The following is a 17,541-nucleotide window of genomic DNA, read 5'->3' as shown; positions in this document are numbered from 1 at the left end:
CCGATTACTGTGGATCCGGTCAATCACAGAATCCAAAATATAATTTCACAAAGCCTGACATTAAAGAAGAAGTTGATTAAGAAGGGGAGAAGTAAATGGAAACGATAAGTCACAACAGTAAAGTCTGGGACAAAAAAGTAGAAGAAGGTGTGACGTATACGAAAGCAGTAAGTGGAGGGGAGATCGCTGAAAGTAAAAAAGGAAATTGGAGCATATCTGTTACTACAAAAAGAGCGGTACCTCGTGTTTGGTTTCCTGACAATTTAAAAGGACTTCGTATCTTATGTCTTGCTTCAGGTGGCGGCCAGCAAGCGCCAATACTTGCCGCTGCAGGAGCTGCGGTGACTGTAGTCGATTTATCTGAAAAACAACTGGAACAAGATCGAATGGTAGCTGAAAGAGAGAATTTAAAAATTGAAACACTGAAGGCAGAGATGTCTGATTTGAGCAAACTAAATGATGAAATGTTCGATATCATTGTTCATCCAGTATCCAACGTGTTTGTAGAAAATGTATTACCCGTATGGAAAGAAGCTTCACGAGTATTAAAAACTAATGGAACCATGATTGCTGGTTTTACAAACCCTCTCCTTTACTTATTTGATGACGAACAGGAACAGAAAGGGGTATTAGATGTCAAATACTCGATTCCCTTTTCATCCAAAAATCATCTGTCAAAAGATGATCTCCTAAAACTAGAAGAAAATAATGAAGCGCTCGAGTTTGGTCATTCGCTTGAAGATCAAATTCAAGGTCAAATAGACGCTGGATTCGCTCTCACAGGTTTTTATGAAGATGATTTTGGCGGAATTAGATTGATTGACCAATACATCAAGTGCTTTATGGCCACTAAAGCAGTAAAAGTAAAGAATAGTCGTCTCTAACCTTCTCCTTTAGAAGGGATGATGCTTCTAGGCAGATGAAACTAATAGACCAATAATTTATTTATCAATCACTGGTCCATCTAAACTTATGTTTCTTAACTTCGAGTGGGATCTCCATATAAAATTCATCTTTCTCAGGGTACTTCTCGTTATCATAGAAGTTATAGCCATTCAAATAAGGAGAATAAGTCTTCACATGGATTTTATTTTCTTTCTGCTTCACTTGTAATAAACGTAAATAACCTTGCCCGCCTTCTGGTCCGCTTTGATAATTGGCGAGCATCTGATATATCTTCCGGTCAGGTTTCCCATCTCCATCATCGTCTATATGATCGACCAAAGTTTCACTGCCATAGTAATGCCCGCTTAGTATGGCCGCTACATTTTTATTTGGCCTGATAACTTGATCGTAAACGAGCTGGCCGATCCGGCTTCGTTTACCTGAGCCAGTTAAATAATCATGGAGGCCAATAAAAGCGATGCGGTCTGGGTGTTTTTCTACAATTTCTTTCATCCATTCTACCTCCTGCTCGCCAATTCCCCAGCCCATATAAATCATAATAAATTCATTTCCTTTAATATTCATCAAATCGTAATGGCCGCGGTTATCTTTATAAGAACCCCCGTAGTATGAATTACGTTCAAATCGGGCTGAACCAAAATACTTGGAGAATTGAGAATAACCATTGTTATTTGGATCGATGTCATGATTGCCCGCCAGAATCCCATAAGGCACTTTAGCGGTCTCTAAAACTTTCATATTTTTGTCAGCATGCTGCCATTGCTCGTCATCATTCCAAGTATTTACTATATCTCCAGTATGAAAAACATAAGGAATATTGAGTTTTTCTTTATTATTTGCTATCCACTCCACCATATTCAAGTATATGTAGGGATAGTTTTTTGCGTAGTACTGAGTATCTGACATCCATACGAGTGTGTAGTCATATGGCGATTTTTTATTTATATCTTCAGTCGATTTTTGAGAACGGGCAGGTAAAGAAGGAAAGTCTTTGGTATCAGCGCTTACCTGCGGAATATGGATCGTAAAAATGATCGTACATAGAATAGCGACAAATGCTTTTCGGATGTTGTGCCCCATGATATCCTCCTGTTTCTAAGTGAGCTTTCCAATACGCAGCTTACTAATAAGGGTTGCGCCGATGTAAGTTGAAAAGTCGCAAATCCCTTAATTCCTTAACATGTAGTTTATCTTTGCGATGAGTTAATTATGCGAAGAAGAAATGGAATTTACTTCATCTCTAGCATGATATTTCAAACATATCTTCTCGAAATGGCGGACCAGTTTCCATTTTCTTACGGAGGAGGTATTGTGGAAGGATTTCTTTAAAAAATTGTTGTATTAGACTGCAGGGATTGGTTACAAGTGGTATGTTTACAGCGTGAGACGAAGGATTTTACCATAATTTAATGCTTTATGGATACACTGTTAAGAATTTAGTGCAACAGATCATATAAAGCGTAATTGCATTTCGATAACATTTCATTCTATTTTTAACAGCAAATGTTTTAACCCTGAATATGAAAGCAATCCGTTTAAACCTTTTTTGCCCAGTTTTTACCGTTTAGATCCAATTTTGTGTGCATCGCACAATAGGGGCGTCATATATTTGTGAATTAGACACGTTGTCATTATACGGCAATAATCGTTATAATTTTCTTAATAGATTTAATTCTATGAATTCCATCATAAATCCACATGGTTTAAATATTAGTATGGAAGAAAGGGTGTGGTGATCTTGGAAGCCATAAGTAAGAATTTTTTCTTATTCCTTTCCAACAATAAGTTGTTAGATCGCTTAGCTAAGCGATATGGAACTAGATTTGGGGCTGACAAGATTGTAGGGGGAGAAACATTTTCCCAGGCAATACCGTTGATTAAAGAGTTAAACCGTGATGGTTTACAAGTTACCGTTGACCATTTAGGAGAGTTTGTGAATTCAAAAAAAGAAGCAAAAGAGAGAGCTAAAGAATGCGTTTATACGATTCAGGCTATTGCATCGCATCAATTGAATTCAGAAGTTTCTCTAAAGCTGACTTCTCTAGGCTTGGATATTAGTGAAGAATTGGTCATGGAAAACATGAGGCTGATTTTACAAGTAGCCGAGCAGCATGGAGTTACAGTTACCATTGATATGGAAGATTCCTCTAGATGTGGAGCAACTCTTGATATATATAAGACACTGAAAGAGGAGTATGAAAATCTTGGTACAGTGATTCAGTCGTATCTATTTCGTTCAGATGAAGATTTAGATACTTTAGATGAAACCAATCCCTATCTAAGGCTTGTCAAGGGAGCTTACAAAGAATCTGGCAAAGTCGCATATGCCGAAAAGTCAATGGTGGATGAAAATTTAAAACGTTTAATAAAGAAAAATTTATTAAACGGCCACTATACTGCAGTGGGCAGTCATGACGATGCTATGATTCAGTACACAAAGGAATTAGCGGAAGAACAAGGGATCTCTAAAGACCAATTTGAATTCCAAATGCTTTATGGTATGAGGAATGAAACGCAGAAAAAACTTGTCCAGGAGGGGTATACCGTTAGAGTATATTTACCTTATGGAGAGGATTGGTATGGGTATTTTATGAGGCGTATGGCCGAGAGACCTGCCAATGTGGCTTTTGCGGTTAAAGGAATTTTTAAAAAATAAATTATTTCGAGAGGGGAATTTAACTATGGTAACAGCTTACAAACACGAACCATTCACAGATTTTACAATTGAGGAAAACAAAAAGGCATTCGAGGATGCATTGAAGAAGGTAAAAGAGGAATTAGGACAAAAACATGATTTATTAGTTGACGGTCAAAGAATTAGAACGGACCAGGAAATTGTTTCAACTAACCCTGCGAATACGAAAGAAGTTGTAGGTACTGTTTCCAAAGCTAATCAGGAAATTGCTGAGAAGGCCATAGAAGCAGCTGCGACAGCTTTTGAAGATTGGAGAAAGTGGGACGAGCGTGCGCGTGCTGAACTTCTTTTTAGAGCAGCTAGCATCATCCGCCGAAGAAAGCATGAATTCTCAGCATACCTAGTGTATGAAGTTGGAAAGCCATGGAAAGAAGCCGACGCTGATACTGCTGAAGCGATCGATTTCCTTGAATATTATGGTCGTCAAATGATCGAACTTAAAGACGGCAAACCAATCGAAAGTCGTCCAGGAGAACAAAATCGCTATATCTATACATCTACGGGTGTAGCTGTCGTCATTCCTCCTTGGAACTTAGCATTCGCGATTATGGCTGGTACAGCTGTAGCTCCACTAGTAACAGGTAGTACTGTAGTACTGAAGCCTGCAAGTAACAGCCCGGTAATTGCTGCTAAATTTGTAGAAGTGCTTGAAGAAGCAGGACTGCCAAAAGGCGTACTGAACTTCGTGCCAGGCAGTGGTGGTGAAGTAGGGGATTATTTAGTCGATCATCCTAAGACTGCATTGATTTCCTTCACAGGTTCTCGTGATATTGGTACTCGTATCATGCAAAAGGCAGCAGAAGTGAAAGAGGGGCAGAAGCACCTTAAACAAGTAATTGCTGAAATGGGCGGTAAAGATACTGTGGTCGTAGACAGCAATGCCAACCTCGAGACAGCTGCAGAAGCGATTGTTGTTTCAGCATTCGGTTTCTCCGGACAAAAATGTTCCTCAGGTTCAAGAGCTGTAGTTCATGAAGATGTGTATGATGAATTGCTTCAAATGGTAAAAGAGCGTACTGAGAAATTAACGGTAGGCAACGCATCTGAAGAAAACGTATATATGGGACCTGTAGTTGACCAGGGTGCTTTCGATAAGGTTATGAGCTACATTGAAATAGGGAAAGAAGAAGGGCGTCTAGTAACAGGTGGTAAAGGTGACGATTCTAAAGGTTATTTCATCGAACCGACTGTATTCGCTGACCTTGCTCCTGACTCCCGTATGCAGCAAGAAGAGATTTTTGGACCTGTAGTTTGTTTCACAAAAGCGAGAAACTTTGATGAAGCGATTGATATTGCCAATAACACTGAGTATGGCTTAACAGGTGCTGTCATCTCTGATAACCGCGACCATTTAGAAAAAGCGAAGAGAGATTTCCACGTAGGAAACCTTTACTTCAACCGTAATTGCACAGGAGCAATTGTAGGATACCAGCCATTTGGCGGCTTCAAGATGTCCGGCACGGATTCTAAAGCTGGCGGACCAGATTACCTGGCACTTCACATGCAAGCCAAAACAATCTCTGAAAAATATTAAAGTTAAATAATTGATGCTAAGAAGCCCTCATTTTTGAGGGCTTTTTTTCGTTTTTCTTTTTCTTTGTAAAAGAACTCGCTATAATAGTGGAAGACTAGTCCATTAATTTATTCAAGGTTAGGTTATCATTCCTTGTTGTTTTAAATAATAAGCTGATGATTTTGATAAAGAGAATCGTTGCTTTTATTAGAGATGAATAGGGGTTGGAAGGAGCCTTTAATAAGTGAGTGCTTGGAAAGGTAAGGATTTATATGGAAGTAAAGGATTTGATCCTCCAAGTAGAGGATATTCATAAGGCAACCGAATTAATCAGTTCCGCTCTAGGAAAACCCGTAATAATCGAAAATAAAAATTTTGAACTGATTTCCTATAGTTCTTCCTTCGATGAATTCGATCTTACGCAGCAAAAAACGATATTATCAAAAAAATGCCCGATTTTTATAATCGACCGTCTAAAAAAAGAAGGGATCGTGCAGCGTCTTGAAAAACGCCCCGACCCAATCCGCATCCAGCCAATCGAAGAGTTTGGCTTCCATCAGCGAATCGTCATTTCTGCAAAACACTTGGGCCACACAATGGGGTACATTTGGGTTCAGGAATCTGATGAGCTTCTAACTAGTGAGGAACTGGTTTTATTAGAAGAGATCACTCCTCATTTGGGTAAACTCATCTATGACGTATATGCCAGAGTGAATGCAAAAGAAGGACGCAGGGAAGAGCTGCTTTGGAAATTACTTCACCATGAGTACGGCAGTGAAAGTCAGATACGTCATGATGCTTCATTAGCCAAACTGACACTCCCAGAACGTTTTTCTGTTATGGTATTTTCAGTGACGACCCCTCAGCATAAATACTTATTAGATTATTTGGAGAAAGTGGTACAAAGCCATAAGAAGTCCGTGCATTATTTAAAAACGGAATTCCAAATGATCCTTGTCATTCACGGGGATGCCGAGAGTGAATTTTCATCAAGAAATTTAAGCAGAATCATCATTGATGATGTTAAATATGAAACAGGGGAAGAGGAGTTCTATTATTTTCTGATCGGCGTAGGGAAAGAGTATACAACCCTTTACTATTTAAGGAAAAGTTTTCTTGAAGCGTTGGAAGTCATTGAAACAGCTAACTTTATTACCCCTCGCCCAGAATCAATGCCGAGAGAATTCGCAAAACTCGGTATTTATCGATATTTGGCTGCATTGTATGAAAAAAACAGTTCTGAAGATTATTATAGTGAGGACTTACTTAAATTAATTACGAATGATACTGAAAAACAGACGAATTTGCTTAGGACTCTCGAAGTGTATCTAGCGAATAATACTAAAGCTAAACAGACGGCGAATGAGTTGTTCATTCATCCGAACACGCTCAACTACCGAATTAAGCAAATTCAAGAGCTAACGAACATTGACTTCAATGATTTCAATATGAAAAGTTATTTATATACGGAATTGCTTCTTTTAAATAACGTAGAGGCTTATTATCAACGTTATAAAGAAGCAATCAGTCATATTTAAAAAAATCGTCTTGTTTGAGAGGCGATTTTTTTATGTTTTCAGATAAGTTTATACAAATATATTAAGAAGTATTTTCTTTTTAAGACAAAATGTTACACTATAACTAATTCTTTTTTAGGGGGTACAATTACATATGAATGTTGCAAGTGTGCTTATTATCATCATTCCCATTCTAGTAGTAGCTGCTATTGCTGCCGTGGTTGGATTCTTTTGGCTGAAACTGAGGTATCGAACGGCCAAATCCAACGAAGCTTTAATTATTACTGGCCCGAAACTTGGTGATCCAGACAAAGAAACGAACATTTTCACAGATGATGAAGGTCGCTCTATGAAGATAATTCGAGGCGGCGGATACCGGTTAAAGATGTTCCAGACTTCGACTCCAGTGAATTTGACGAGTTTTCAGCTTAAGCTAGAAACTCCTAAGGTTTACACGAACGGAGGAGTTCCAATTGTAGCGGATGCCGTCGCCATGATTAAAGTAGCGGACAGCTTAAAAGGTATAGCCAACTATGCTGAGCAATTTTTAGGGAAAGAACAAGATGAAATCGAACAAGAAATTGTTGAAGTACTAGGCAGTAACCTACGCGCTATTCTGTCTAAAATGACTGTAGAAGGAATTAATGAGGACCGAGAAAGTTTCAATGAGCAAGTGACTAATATTGCGCAGCGCCAGTTAGATGAAATGGGTTTTAAAATTACATCACTAGGCTTAACTGATTTGCGCGATGCAGATAAAGATAATGGATACTTAGAAAACCTTGGCCGTCCGCGTATTGCTGAAGTTCGTAAACAAGCTGAAATAGCCGAGGCTAACAGCCAACGTGAAACGCGTATGCATGTAGCTCGTACGGATCAGGAGGCTAAAGAAGAGGAATACAAACGGGAAAGTGCCATTGCGCAGTCAAGAAAAGAGAAAGATATTAAAGATGCGGCGTTCAAAGAAGAAACAGAACGAGCGCGTGCGCAGACTGAACAATCCTATGAATTGGAACGTACAAAACTTGCCAAAGAAGTTCAGGAGGAAGACTTACAGATCAAGCGTCGAGCAAAAGAAGAAGAGTTGGACTTAAAGCATATCGAACGAGAACGCTTAGTTAAACTTGAAGATGAAGAAGCAAAAGTCAGGAAAGCAAAAGCGGATGCTCAAGCCTACGAAACAACGAAACATGCGGAAGCAGAAGCCCGGAAATCCTCTATCGCAGGGGAAGCACAGGCTAGAATCAAGAAAGAAGAAGGACTTGCTGATGCTGAAGTCATTCGTGAAAAAGGTCGAGCGGAAGCTGAATCTCGTCGTCTGATCGCTGAAGCGATGGAAAAACATGGAGACGTGATTATCGTAGAAAAAATGATCGAAATGCTTCCGTTATTTGCTGAAAAAATTGCTGCACCGTTGAACAATATTGATTCAGTGAAAATCATCGATTCAGGAAATGGTCAGGGTGTACCTTCTTTCGGAAAAAGCGTGACGCAAACGATGATGGATATGCATGAGCCGCTTAAAGAATTAACAGGTTTTGATGTAACGAACATGCTTTCTTCTATAGGAAAAGAAAAAAACAAAGAAGTTAAATCTGAAGAAGATAAGTATAGTTATGCTGATGAAAAACAGTAAAAGCCAGGTACTTTAAGGTTCTGTATTAAGGCATATGAAATAGCAGACTAGATCGCATATGATTTGGTCTGCTATTTATCTTTGCATATCGACGGTTATTGGGTATTACCAATCGGATTAACATACAAAGTCGCAATCTTATAATGTAATTTAAAATAGCTGTTGTAAACGTGCTTATTTGCTAGTTGATTTTATAGAGCAAGTATGTTGTGAAATTTGTTAGGGTTAGTCTTGAACAAACTGGCAGGATAGTGGAAGACTTGGTTTCGAGATAACCTGGGTTCGTTGCCCTATTAAGAGTCAGGGGTTGTTGGGAAGCTACTCGCTTTCCTGTGGGGGAAGTGGCGAGCTTCCTCGGGCTTGCAGACCTGTGGGATCTCGCCTACATCCTTCTCCCACGGGAGTCTCCTAGCTTCCCAACCACCCCATGCGAAATGGAATGAACGAACCCCCTGGTACTGGAAAAGACTTCTGATCTCTCATCAAAGCTGCGTATTCCAAGCTCTAGCGATTAGCGACTAACGAGTTTTGTAAGTCAAGATCGAATCACTATGGTCTTCTTGTTTCCTTTCTCTGGCAACTCATCCCAGTTCATACGCCGCTGAACGAAGCGCTTTCGAATTTAAAAAAGGAGCATCGCAGTCCCCATTCATCCATGCGAAGTAAGCGATAAAAAACGCTTTCTCTCAGAGGAAGTGTTTTTCATTCATCTATTCTTTCGGATTATAGAACTTTATAGCAAGGTTTTGCAGCCTGAGACACTTGGACAGAGAATCTGCGTACTAACAGAAATGTTTGCTTTTTTTTGAAGCAGTTTCGAGATCTTTATATGGAAAGGGGCGGAGGGAAACGGTGAGACTCCTGGGGGAGGAGCGGGACAGGTGAGACCCCGGAGAGCGAAGCTCGAGGAGGCTCAGCGCCCGCCCCCCGGAAAGCGATCCGTTTCCCGGAGCCCCTAAATATTCATTATGTCTCGAAACTGAGTCTTCCACTACAAGGGAGCTTTAGTTCACTTAAGACAATTTTATAGCGTTAAACATACTTCTTTTTCAGAATTTAGCTGTTTTTTCACATTTGGTCCCAAGTATAGTAATTACCTACCATTCCAGAATGGCTTTTTACTTAATAATGAAACTTTTATGTACTTTTACTCGTAAGGTTATAACATACATATGAGGGGGGAGAAAACTGAATGGTAACAGAAAAATTGGAAAAATATATAGACATTTTTAATGAAATGAATGATGAAATTAAGTGGTGCGATAAAAAGATCCTCATGATGGCATCATCCGTTTACGTCATCAAAGAGAGAGCATTCAATATAAATGAATTCGTAGAACTAAGTGAACACATTAAAACAAATGCAGGAATGTTCTCGCCCTTGAAATCGAATTTGCGTTTCTCTGTGGCTTCCATGCTGGACACACGTTTTGAGCAGCCGAAAGAAGTAGTCCAAATATTGAAAGCATATTATGATAAATTGGTCGAAGGCGGTTTTAAGAGAGGGAATTTTACTTACATTGCCGCGCTCGCCATGATGACGGATGATGTGGAAACTTCTCATTTAGAAAATAAGATCGATCGAGCACTATATATATATAAATCTATGCGCCAGGAACACCCTTTCATAACGACGAACGAGGATTACCCATTGGCTGTGCTTTTGTCTGAAAGAGAAGGTGCAGTTAAAGATGTAATTGCCAGGATAGAATATTTTTATAGAGAACTCCATACATCGAAATTCAGGAAAGGGAATGACCTTCAATTTCTCAGCCATATTCTCTCGTTAAGCAAAGAGGAAGAGCCGGAAGTATACATCAAAAGATCTATAGAGGTTTTAGAATCATTAAAGCGTGCCTCTATTAAACCTAAACCTATACATTATCCAGAAGTCGGTCTTCTTTCTCTAATAGAGCATACGGACATAGAACTTGAGAATACAAAACAATTAAAACTGAAACTTGATAGTCAGCGGCACTTTAAATGGCAAAGAGAGCTCAATTTTAAAGTAGCTGTGAATCTTTCTGTAAGTGAAAGTTTGAAAGGAAGCAGTCTAGTTGAAACGGGAATGTTGACTACAATGGAAGCTATTATGCAAGCACAGCAGACTGCTATGATTACCGGGATCACGGCTGCTACTGCAGTATCTGCTTCAAATAATGGATAAAGAATAGAAGGGAAAACTTTCCCGGGAAAAATGTACAGAAACAAAAAAATACCTCATTTGTTGTATTGTCAGTAGGGTTTTTTAACATTTCGATCGATCTCATAACAGAAATTGATATAATTTCTTATTATCGACTGACAAATTTTACTGGGATCATCCTTAATTTATTATGGAACATTGCTGACTATCTTGAGTTTAGAGAAGGAGCTGGTAACTATGAACCCCATAGACAATATATTGAAAGAGCAGACTCTAGTTGTACTTGATGGAGCACTAGCGTCGGAGCTTGAAGCTATAGGCTGCGATCTTAACGACGATTTATGGTCGGCAAAGATTATGTTAGAGCAGCCAGAGTCAATCAAGCAGCTTCACCTGAAGTATTTTAAAGCAGGAGCAGATGTTGCCATTACCGCAAGTTATCAAGCATCGGTAGAAGGATTCATGAATCGAGGGCTGACTGAAAGAGAAAGCATAGAACTTATAAAGAAATCGGTCTATTTGGCAGCAGAAGCCAGAGATGAGTTTTGGGAAGAAGACGGAAACCGATTGAATCGTTCAAAACCGCTTGTAGCAGCTTCTGTAGGACCTTATGGTGCGTTTTTAGCAGATGGTTCAGAATACAGTGGGAATTACACGATTAATGAAGAAGCTTTAAAGGATTTTCATCGCCCACGCATGAAAGCACTGGTAGAAGCAGGAGCCGACGTTATTGCATGCGAAACACTTCCCAGCTTTAGTGAAGCAAAAGTATTAGTAAGTTTACTTGAAGAATTCCCGCAAGTATATGCTTGGATGAGCTTCAGTGCAAAGGATCATTTTCACATTAGTGAAGGACATAATATGGCTGACTGTGCGAAATGGTTAGACTCTTGCAGTCAGATAGCAGCTATTGGGGTGAATTGTACAAAGCCGCAATACATTAGCTCACTCGTTCAACAAATATCTGAAAATACTTCTAAACCAATTCTCATCTACCCTAATTCAGGCGAGGAGTATGTAGCGCAGACAAATTCATGGAAAGGTGAAGCGGACGACTTATCGATAGGGGCCTATACGGAAAAATGGTTTGAAACGGGAGCACGCTTAATAGGGGGGTGCTGCAGGACTACACCGAACGATATTCAAATCATGGCAGGTTACAAGCATAGGATGTGTCAAGGTGAATAGCGCGGAATGCGGTGTGGGAAGATGCAGGAGTTATTCAAAACGTACTTATCTCGCATTAGTGCGGAGTGCCGCTTACCAAATAATATAATCGAATAAATGATAACAGCGAGCAGAAAGTTTTTATTTTTCTGCTCGTTGTATTTTTTTAATTTATTCTTTGATCAGGAGTTTGGGTGTAACTGTTCGTCATTTGAGTCAAATCCTGTGCAGCCAGCTGAGGAACCTGATAGTACCCTCGCTTATTTTGATACAGGAAGATTTCATAGCTCATTTCAATTAAGTTTGGAACACTATCTCCGACCACTCTTCGAATGACAGGGTTGGTCATTTCAAGAGCCGTCATCGACATGAGGCTTGCTAACCCTTTTGCTTGACCGAGCATATAAGCTGACAGCCCTTGATCCGTTAAATCGTTAACGGATTGGTTCGGTTTTTTCGGCTGGCCGGGTTTCATTCCGTAAACGACATCGTTATTTTGACTCATGTTGTAGATGTGAGTAGACTGAGACGGTTTTTGTCCAGTCTGTAAACACTCGACCATAATGTTATAAAGTTGAGTAAGAAATTCTGTTTGATTCGTTAATATCTTTTTTAATTCAGCATCTTGAATATGCTGTTCGTACATTTGATACTGATCTAATACACTAATTGTGGAAGCAATGACTTCGTGAGCATCAAATAATTCGTGACCTCCATGGCTGACCATAGGAGCCATGTTATTTGAAGCTTGTGTTCCATTTGTTTGTGGCTGTTGATCCATGTTAATCCCTCCAGTGATATATTCTTGTCTAGTCTGTTGTTTTTAGGAGAAATTATGTACAAATTACGGAAGATAAAAAGAACCTGGCAATTCTGCCAGGTTCCATAGATCAACCAGTGTTTCGCAGGCCAGCTGCTATTCCACTAATGGTGAGTAATACTTCGGTTAATAAGTCATCATTGGTGCCTGTTTCATCAAGCAAACGCAGTTCTTTGATCAATTCCACTTGCAGGAAGTTCAAAGGATCGACGTATGGGTTACGGAGACGTACTGATTCCTGAATCGTCGGCTGGTGATCCAGCAGCTCTTCATCTCCTGTAATCTTAAGCAAGATGTCTTTTGTTTTATCATATTCTTCGACAATGTTATTGAAGATCCGCTCGCCCATTTCAGCATCATTGGCCAGCGTGGTATATTCTTTAGCAGTTTGAATATCTGCCTTAGTCAGAGCCATTTGAAGATTATCAACCGTTGATCGGAAGAAAGGCCACTTCTCATACATTTGCTGTAAATGGGATAAGTTTTCATCGCTTCTGTCGGCATATTCTGCTAGACCTGTTCCAGATGCATACCATGCAGGTATCAATTGCCTGTTTTGTGTCCAGGCGAACACCCATGGAATGGCTCGCAAGTTCTCAAATTTAGTACTGTCTTTTCGCTTCATAGGGCGTGAACCGATATTGAGTTCGCTGATTTCTTGCAGAGGCGTGACTTCATTGAAATAGGTGAGAAAATCTTGATCATTAAACACTAATGATTGGTATTTCTCCAACGAAACATTAGCCGCTTCCTCCATAATTTCTTCCCAATTTTCCTCCGAACGATTGGTCTGCTCCGTTTCTTTAGAAATATGCGCCGCACCTTCAAGGAGTGTTGAAACACCTTGTTCTAAGCTGCGATAAGCAATGTCCGTAAGAAGGTAACGGGAGGACAAAACTTCTCCTTGTTCAGTAATTTTGACACCGTCTCCAAGCGTTTCAACAGGCTGGGAAGCGATGCTGCGGTTCAATGGTCCGCCGCCTCTGCCAAGGGAGCCGCCGCGTCCATGGAAGAATTTTAGACTTACGTTGTACTCTTTAGCCATTTCGTGTATTTCCTGCTGAGCTTTATACAATCTCCAGTTAGCTGTCAGCGTACCGCCATCTTTACTTCCGTCAGAATATCCCAGCATGATTTCCTGATTGTTATTACGGTGATTCAAATGTTTATTGTAAACATCCATATTAAATAGCTTTTCAAGTATGGAAGGTCCTGCTTTTAAATCTTCGACTGTTTCAAGCAGTGGAGCCACATCTAAATTGCTTTCCACCGTCCCATCAGCATGTAGTCGATAAATGCCTGCTTCTTTAGCTAGCACGAGTACTTCAAGCAGATCACTTGCCGATTCTGTCATACTAATTAAATAAACTTGGATAGATCGCTTACCGAATTCTCTATGAGCTTCGCGAATCAATTGGAAAACTTTCAGCATCTCCTGTGTCTCTTCTGTGTAATCTTCATTCAGTAATGAGATTGGACGCGGGTCTTTCAACACTTCCTCAAGAAGATGAACTTTTTCTTCCTCTGGAAGGTCTGAATAATTTTCAGAGATGTCCACCTTTTTCAATAGCTCGGAAATTGCTGCTTCATGCTCGCCACTATGATTTCTGATATCTAGGGTAGCTAAATGGAAGCCGAAGAGATTAACTTGACGTACAAACTTTTTCATCATTTTCAAATCCCGTTTAGCTGGGTGATGAGCTTGTACATTTTTTTGAATGTGTGTAATATCTTCAAGCAGATCATCAGCTGAAGGGTATCCTATGTCTGATTGACCTACCTGGCGAAGCCGCTCCAAAACGATGGCGAACTTACGTCGATAAATTTCTGCCTCTACCCGCCATCTTTTATTTTCTGGAATCGTTCTCTCCTCTTTTTCAACGGCCTTGATGAAATCTTCTCCTACATTGACGCGGGTAGTGGAGTGACTGAACCGCTTCATCAATTCTACGAGCACTTCCTCATATTTCTTCAATACGATCTCCCGCTGTTTCTTTAAAGTAGACCAAGTAATCTCAGGTGTTACATTCGGATTTCCATCACGGTCTCCACCTATCCAGGAACCGAAATGCAAGAAGTTGGGCACCGACCATTCTTCGTCAGGATAAGTTTCTTCAAGACGATTCTCTAATTCTTGATGTATATCAGGCAAGACATCAAAGAGGGTCTGATCGAAATAGTACAATCCATTTCGAACTTCATCCATTACCGTAGGTTTACGGTGGCGAAGTTCGTCTGTCTGCCATAGAACAGTAATTTCGTTAAAAAGACTCTCTTCTATATTTTCTCTTTCGTTTGCTGTTAGATTGTTTTGGTCCAATTGAATAAGTATGTTAGCGATCCGTTTTTGAATTTCAAGAACGGTTCTTTTTGTTGCTTCCGTAGGGTGGGCAGTGATGATTAACTCTAAAGAAAGGTCGTTCAATACATTTTGTATCACATCTTTTTCAATATTGTTCTCTTTAAGATTCAAAACAGCGCTTTCCAATGAATAAGGCTGGACGCCATGGTCATCTCTTAGCTGATATTCTCTGCGACGTCTAATCCTATGGTTTTGTTCAGCGATGTTAACGAGATGAAAATAAATTGAAAAAGCACGGATGACCTGGGAACGCAAAGGGGGTTGAAGGTTTTGAATTTCTTCTTTTAATAAGTTGTAAGTATGAGCTTCTTGATTTTTTCTGAGATCTTTAGTTAATTTACGTATTGTTTCGACTTTATTAAGTAATTGGTCTCCACCGTGGTGGACGAGAATTTCCCCGAGCATATTGCCGAGTAAATTGACATCGTGCCTGAGGGGAGTTGTATGGTCGTTGGTTTGATTTTGTAAAGTCATACTTTCACCATCCTGTAAAGTCTTTGAATTTAAGCGAGGAAAGACCATCGCTCATATTTTAATTATGTTATCAGAATATTTTTTATAGTCAAATGTAATAGGCTTACGAGACAAGCGATAGAACATTTAATCCTTACATTCCTTACATATCTCAATGTTGTATTATTTAACATTAGCTCTCTTATCTTGAAGACTTGGTTTCGAGATATCTAGTAAGTTTCCGTTACTAAGAATAGATCTTGAAGCTCCTGGAAATCACTTGCTTTCTGTGGGCGTAAAGGCTCGTTTGAGCAGCCGGGGATAAAGGAAAAGGAAACACAGAACATAGTGATCCGACGTTGACTTACAAATTTCGTTAGTCGCTAAGCTCTATAGCCGGGAAAAGCTCGAAATTCTATTCCATATCATTGATAGGGTGGTTCCTTCTTTCCACTTCCTAACCGCCCAGGAACCTTCATACGGCATCGATCTATTATGAAAAATCAGCAGGAACTAGTGTATGTCCTTATCCATTATTCATGTATTCACTCACTACGAAAGCCAAGTCATCGTTTCCAAAAAGTGATAATACGGTCAGCAGTGTCTCATTGGAAATCTCATCCGATTGTTCTTTAGGCACGGTGTGTTCCACGGCTTCTTCTAATGTAGAGTTGTTCGGTTGGAAAGGATAGGCTTTTTGATACAGTTTATTAGGATCAAGTTCGTTGTTGATGCACCATTGTGCAAATATGAGAACCATCGTTTGTTCATCCTGTTGATATTTTTTTATAATTTCTTCTTCTATTTGTTTACGATTCATAAGAATACCCCTTTTTTTGATGGTTTAATCCATTATATCGGGTAACGGAGAGACATTTCTATTATAAAACCTCTCCAAACTGACTGAGAAGCATGCTTCATGGTAAAATAAGATTGTAAGTAAGCCATCTTCGTCTGAAAGAAGGGGGATTCATGTGAATAAAATTTTGTTAGCTTCGCTTGTCTTTGGGGCATTAGCCGTTTTTGTGGGACCGAGCGTTATAGACCGGATAACAGGAAGCGAGCAAGCTTCTAGTGATGAAAAAGTAGATGCCAAAGAAAAGCTTTATAGTGATGAAGAATTGAAGCAGAGGTTAACGGATATCCAATATGAAGTTACACAGGAAGACGGTACGGAAAAAGCTTATGATAATGAGTATTGGGACTTGAAAGATGAAGGTATTTACGTAGACATCGTCTCTGGAGAACCATTGTTCAGTTCAAAAGATAAATATGATTCAGGAACAGGATGGCCGAGCTTTACGAAACCGTTATCTAAAGAAAACATTGTAGAAAAAGATGATCCAGGTATATTCGGGATGAGAACGGAAATTAGAAGTAAAGAAGCTGATTCGCACCTAGGCCACGTGTTCTCAGATGGCCCTGAGCCGACAGGCCTGCGTTACTGTATGAACTCTGCGGCTCTTCAGTTCATTCCTGTTGAAGATTTAGAGAAAGAAGGGTATGAAGAATTTAAAAGCGAATTCCTTTAGGGAATTCATAGCGAAACAGGCTGCCGATTAAAATACAATTCGACAGCCTGATTTTTTGTTTTAGAGAAGTAGAAGTAAGACTTTTTCATTTGGCTATGTTGAAGGTGGTTGTTGATATTGATAAGTGAGTTATTCAACAATATGGCAGGATACTTGAAGGCTTGAGTTCGAGACATTGGGGGGATCAGGGCGGCGGGGAATGGATCGCTTTCCGTGGGAGCGCGGTGAGTTTCCTCGGACGTCCCGTCCTGCGGGATCTCACCAAGCACTCTCTTCCCACAGGAGTCTCCCCATTCCCCGCCGCCCCTTACTATAGATGTGCTTCTCGAAATCCACTTAATAAGAAAATTCTTAATTAAAGAGGGAGAACCACACCCTGGAGCAGCGGTCCACAATCTTAAATTAGTTTACGTCTCTTCCTATGCAAGGTGGATAAGAAAATGGAGAGATTCTAATCCATGCTCTCTCAACACATAGCGACGAGGAGACTTCCTTCACTTCTGTGCGGTAAAGAATCATCGGAATCCCTCCGTTCTTCGTGTTTCCTTTATCTCCTCCAGCTCAGTCCAGTCCATACGCCGGTGAACAACAACTCGTTTCGATGAAGGGGAGAAACGAACCGTCACATGAAAAAAAAGCTTCTTCCCGATTCCTGTGAAATGAAGATATTGTGTCCCACTTCAAGTTATTTAACGAGAGACCTCTTTTACGCACCATCAGTATTTAACATTCATGTTCGTATTTTCATGCTAAGGCGGTGCCGTAAACCACTTGGACATGGATGGTAATAACCT

The 17,541-nt window shown here is 40.0% G+C and carries 12 protein-coding genes; 8 read left to right on the top strand and 4 right to left on the bottom strand.

The features are described from left to right. The first annotated feature begins 95 nt into the window (after nucleotides 1–95). Nucleotides 96–884 (top strand): class I SAM-dependent methyltransferase, encoded by a 789-nt coding sequence (locus tag O2Q26_RS02300; RefSeq protein WP_289214387.1) that lies wholly within the window; start codon nucleotides 96–98, stop codon nucleotides 882–884. Between the two features lie 64 nt (nucleotides 885–948). On the opposite strand, the gene O2Q26_RS02295 is transcribed toward O2Q26_RS02300, so the two are convergent. After that, nucleotides 949–1,986, bottom strand: coding sequence for a metallophosphoesterase (locus O2Q26_RS02295; RefSeq protein WP_289214386.1), 1,038 nt, complete (start codon nucleotides 1,984–1,986; stop codon nucleotides 949–951). Between the two features lie 658 nt (nucleotides 1,987–2,644). On the opposite strand from O2Q26_RS02295, the gene O2Q26_RS02290 reads away from it, so the two are divergent. From O2Q26_RS02290 to mmuM, 6 genes are all read left to right on the top strand, one after another. Then, nucleotides 2,645–3,562: a proline dehydrogenase family protein gene (locus tag O2Q26_RS02290; RefSeq protein WP_289214385.1), complete on the top strand. Its 918-nt coding sequence runs from the start codon at nucleotides 2,645–2,647 to the stop codon at nucleotides 3,560–3,562. A gap of 25 nt (nucleotides 3,563–3,587) precedes the next feature. After that, entirely contained in the window at nucleotides 3,588–5,135 is a 1,548-nt protein-coding gene (pruA, locus tag O2Q26_RS02285; RefSeq protein WP_289214384.1) for an L-glutamate gamma-semialdehyde dehydrogenase, read from the top strand. A 251-nt stretch (nucleotides 5,136–5,386) separates the two neighbouring features. Next, nucleotides 5,387–6,652, top strand: a complete 1,266-nt coding sequence (locus O2Q26_RS02280) for a PucR family transcriptional regulator (RefSeq protein WP_289214383.1) — start codon at nucleotides 5,387–5,389, stop codon at nucleotides 6,650–6,652. Nucleotides 6,653–6,785: 133 nt separating this feature from the next. Further along, nucleotides 6,786–8,267: a flotillin family protein gene (locus O2Q26_RS02275; protein WP_289214382.1), complete on the top strand. Its 1,482-nt coding sequence runs from the start codon at nucleotides 6,786–6,788 to the stop codon at nucleotides 8,265–8,267. A gap of 1,192 nt (nucleotides 8,268–9,459) precedes the next feature. Beyond that, entirely contained in the window at nucleotides 9,460–10,434 is a 975-nt protein-coding gene (locus O2Q26_RS02270; RefSeq protein ID WP_289214381.1) for a DUF4003 family protein, read from the top strand. Nucleotides 10,435–10,650: 216 nt separating this feature from the next. Continuing rightward, entirely contained in the window at nucleotides 10,651–11,601 is a 951-nt protein-coding gene (gene mmuM / locus O2Q26_RS02265) for a homocysteine S-methyltransferase (RefSeq protein WP_289214380.1), read from the top strand. 145 nt (nucleotides 11,602–11,746) lie between these two features. Here mmuM and O2Q26_RS02260 read toward each other — a convergent pair whose 3' ends face one another. The 3 genes from O2Q26_RS02260 to yxiS all read right to left on the bottom strand — a co-directional run bounded on the left by O2Q26_RS02260 (nucleotide 11,747) and on the right by yxiS (nucleotide 16,035). Then, entirely contained in the window at nucleotides 11,747–12,361 is a 615-nt protein-coding gene (locus tag O2Q26_RS02260; RefSeq protein ID WP_289214379.1) for a spore coat protein, read from the bottom strand. A gap of 109 nt (nucleotides 12,362–12,470) precedes the next feature. Continuing rightward, a complete protein-coding gene (ppc, locus tag O2Q26_RS02255) occupies nucleotides 12,471–15,236 on the bottom strand; it encodes a phosphoenolpyruvate carboxylase (protein ID WP_289214378.1) in 2,766 nt (921 codons plus the stop codon). A 505-nt stretch (nucleotides 15,237–15,741) separates the two neighbouring features. Continuing rightward, nucleotides 15,742–16,035 (bottom strand): protein YxiS, encoded by a 294-nt coding sequence (gene yxiS, locus O2Q26_RS02250; RefSeq protein ID WP_289214377.1) that lies wholly within the window; start codon nucleotides 16,033–16,035, stop codon nucleotides 15,742–15,744. Between the two features lie 154 nt (nucleotides 16,036–16,189). Here yxiS and msrB point away from each other — a divergent pair, with 154 nt between their 5' ends. After that, nucleotides 16,190–16,747: a peptide-methionine (R)-S-oxide reductase MsrB gene (gene msrB, locus O2Q26_RS02245; RefSeq protein WP_289214376.1), complete on the top strand. Its 558-nt coding sequence runs from the start codon at nucleotides 16,190–16,192 to the stop codon at nucleotides 16,745–16,747. Nucleotides 16,748–17,541: the final 794 nt, after the last annotated feature.

The organism is Halobacillus campisalis (genome assembly GCF_030345335.1).
Classification (GTDB): Bacteria; Bacillota; Bacilli; order Bacillales; family Halobacillaceae; genus Halobacillus_A; species Halobacillus_A campisalis.
Note: the sequence above shows the minus strand (reverse complement) of the source record. Positions and strands in the feature narration are given on the sequence as shown.

What these genes read in the sequence shown, in the direction of transcription:
- O2Q26_RS02300 (WP_289214387.1), top strand. Translation starts at nt 96, where the DNA reads ATGGAAACGATAAGTCACAACAGTAAAGTCTGGGACAAAAAAGTAGAA.
- O2Q26_RS02295 (WP_289214386.1), bottom strand. Translation starts at nt 1,986, where the DNA reads ATGGGGCACAACATCCGAAAAGCATTTGTCGCTATTCTATGTACGATC.
- pruA (WP_289214384.1), top strand. Translation starts at nt 3,588, where the DNA reads ATGGTAACAGCTTACAAACACGAACCATTCACAGATTTTACAATTGAG.
- O2Q26_RS02280 (WP_289214383.1), top strand. Translation starts at nt 5,387, where the DNA reads ATGGAAGTAAAGGATTTGATCCTCCAAGTAGAGGATATTCATAAGGCA.
- O2Q26_RS02275 (WP_289214382.1), top strand. Translation starts at nt 6,786, where the DNA reads ATGAATGTTGCAAGTGTGCTTATTATCATCATTCCCATTCTAGTAGTA.
- O2Q26_RS02270 (WP_289214381.1), top strand. Translation starts at nt 9,460, where the DNA reads ATGGTAACAGAAAAATTGGAAAAATATATAGACATTTTTAATGAAATG.
- mmuM (WP_289214380.1), top strand. Translation starts at nt 10,651, where the DNA reads ATGAACCCCATAGACAATATATTGAAAGAGCAGACTCTAGTTGTACTT.
- O2Q26_RS02260 (WP_289214379.1), bottom strand. Translation starts at nt 12,361, where the DNA reads ATGGATCAACAGCCACAAACAAATGGAACACAAGCTTCAAATAACATG.
- ppc (WP_289214378.1), bottom strand. Translation starts at nt 15,236, where the DNA reads ATGACTTTACAAAATCAAACCAACGACCATACAACTCCCCTCAGGCAC.
- yxiS (WP_289214377.1), bottom strand. Translation starts at nt 16,035, where the DNA reads ATGAATCGTAAACAAATAGAAGAAGAAATTATAAAAAAATATCAACAG.